Consider the following 2,208-nt stretch of genomic DNA (forward strand, 5'->3'; position numbering starts at 1 on the left):
CCATGACCGCGTCGAACAGGGCGTCGTCGTCGGCGAACGAGGTCAGCATCAGGCATGCCAGCCCCGGCACCTGGGAGCGCACCTCGCGGCAGACGTCCACGCCGTTGCCGTCGGGCAGCCGTACGTCGAGCACCGCGACGTCCGGCCTGAGTGCCGGGATGCGCGCGACGGCGGACTCGGCCGTGCCCGCCTCGCCGATCACCTCGATGTCGTCCTCGGAGTCCAGCAGGGCGGCGACGCCGCGGCGGACGACCTCGTGGTCGTCGAGGAGGAAGACACGAATCATGCCTCGCACGCTACCGAAGCGGCCCCCGCGCCGGAAGGGCGACAGCCCACCGGCGGGCCGCGACGATCTCCGTCACGTCCTGGAAGGGAAAGATCATGAACCTCGACACCCGGCCCTCCGCGCGCTGGCTGCGATGGTTGTACCGCGGCGGCCGGCCCAGCCGCCTGGCGCGCGTCATGAACCGGTTCTCGGCCGTGCTGCACGCGAGCGGTCTGCTGCCCCGCATGGTGACCCTGGAGGTGCCGGGACGGCGTACCGGCCGGGTCATCTCCTTCCCCCTGGTGCTGGCCGACCTGGACGGAGAGCGGTATCTGGTGGCGATGCTGGGGCGGCGTACCAACTGGGTGCTCAACCTGCGCGCGGCCGGCGGCCGGGCGGTGCTGCGGCACGGCCGGCGCGAGAACGTCCGGCTCGTCGAGGTCGAGCCCGCGGAACGGGCCCCGATCCTGCGCCGTTACCTGGCCCTGGCCCCGGGCGCGCGCCCGCACATCCCCGTGGACCGGCACGCGCCGCTGGCGGACTTCGAGCCGATCGCGGCCCGGTTCCCGGTGTTCCGCATCACGGCCCCGTAGCAGGACTGCCGGCACGCTTGACCCACGGGCTCGCGCTCGTCCGGCGTGCTCCACGCCTGGGCGGCTTCCGTGCTTCCGTCACGGGAGGCGCCAGGTGACGGGGACCTCGATGACGTCGTTCTCCTTCCAGGTGAGCGCCTCCTCCACGTCCACGATCCCCTCCATCCGGCGGGTCGATCGCACGGCGGCGTCGGCGTCACTGCGCTTCCGCGTGTGCCCGGACAGGGTGACGATGCCGTCGTGCACCTCGACGAGAATGCCGTCGCGGTCGTTCCAGCGCGCGTGCGGCGAGATGCCCTCGACGACCCGCCGCCTGGTCTCGTCGTCGTCACGCAGGTACATCCGCAGCAGGTCACGCCTGCTCACGATGCCCCGCAGCCGGTCGTCGGCGTCCACCACGACCAGGCGTCTGACGCCGCACTCGTCCATGATCCGGGCGGCTCTGGCGATCGAGGCGGACGGGGCGACGGTCACCGCGGGCGCGGTCATCAGCTCCGCCGCGGTCCGGCCGCCCGCCTTCCCGCTGCCGTCCGCCTCCCCGGTCATCCGCCGGCGCAGCCGGGCGCGCAGCGGCGGCCGGTAGCTCTCGCCGTAGTACTGCTCCCGGAACTCCTCCTTGCGCATCAGGTCCCCTTCCGAAACCACACCCAGGACCCGCCGCTCGCCGTCCAGCACCGGCACGGCGCTGACACCGCGCTCCACCAGCACCTCGGCCACATCCTTGAACATGGCGCCGGCCTCGACCGAGGCCACGTCCGTCGTCATGACGTCTTTCACCGTGATCCGCATTTCGGACTCTCCTTCCCGATCCGTTCCCATCGCACCGCCGTCCGGGGGCGGCGCCGTAGAGGCCGAAGCCCTTGCTCCGGCCCGCACACGATGGGGACCAAGGTCCCATCAGCGCGAGAAGGACGCCTCGGAGCGGCGGCTTCCGCCCGCGCGAACCTGAAGGCGGACCTGAACGGGCGGAGGCGGCGACGGACATGGACGAGCTCGGCGTGGTGCTGGGGTACGACGGTTCACCGCCGGCGCGGGAAGCCCTGCGCGACCGCGGTGCTCGCCCTCGTCATCCACCGCCGCCAAGACCGACGGCCCGCACACCACCGGGAGGGGCCGAAGGTCCTGGCGCCGCGGGTCCTACGGCACTGCAGCGGAAGCCGCGCGAGCGGTGTGCTGGAGGCGACTCGGAAACGGCGCATCACCCCTCGGAAAGGGGGCCCCTCATGAACGCCACCATCGGCAGGCCCGTCGTGGAGGCCGGCGCCACGCAAGCGCGCCGCCCGGCCGACTACGTGTGGGCCCTCGCCCGGATCGCGCTCGGCTGGATCTTCCTCTGGGCGTTCCTGGACA

General features: G+C 72.6%; 3 protein-coding genes. 1 reads left to right on the plus strand and 2 read right to left on the minus strand.

Annotated features, from left to right (window positions below; genetic code table 11):
* Positions 1-286, minus strand: a 286-nt coding sequence (locus tag ABFX54_RS56375) for a response regulator (RefSeq protein ID WP_346115569.1), incomplete at its 3' end; no start/stop codon positions are given.
* Positions 287-381: 95 nt separating this feature from the next.
* On the opposite strand from ABFX54_RS56375, the gene ABFX54_RS56380 reads away from it, so the two are divergent.
* Positions 382-858: a nitroreductase/quinone reductase family protein gene (locus ABFX54_RS56380; RefSeq protein WP_346115570.1), complete on the plus strand. Its 477-nt coding sequence runs from the start codon at positions 382-384 to the stop codon at positions 856-858.
* 78 nt (positions 859-936) lie between these two features.
* Here the strand turns inward: ABFX54_RS56380 and ABFX54_RS56385 are convergent, their stop codons facing one another.
* Positions 937-1,647: a CBS domain-containing protein gene (locus tag ABFX54_RS56385; protein WP_346115571.1), complete on the minus strand. Its 711-nt coding sequence runs from the start codon at positions 1,645-1,647 to the stop codon at positions 937-939.
* Positions 1,648-2,208 lie beyond the last annotated feature (561 nt).

This window comes from Nonomuraea maheshkhaliensis (genome assembly GCF_039529435.1).
Lineage (GTDB): Bacteria > Actinomycetota > Actinomycetes > Streptosporangiales > Streptosporangiaceae > Nonomuraea > Nonomuraea maheshkhaliensis.

What these genes read in the sequence shown, in the direction of transcription:
- ABFX54_RS56380 (WP_346115570.1), top strand. Translation starts at nt 382, where the DNA reads ATGAACCTCGACACCCGGCCCTCCGCGCGCTGGCTGCGATGGTTGTAC.
- ABFX54_RS56385 (WP_346115571.1), bottom strand. Translation starts at nt 1,647, where the DNA reads ATGCGGATCACGGTGAAAGACGTCATGACGACGGACGTGGCCTCGGTC.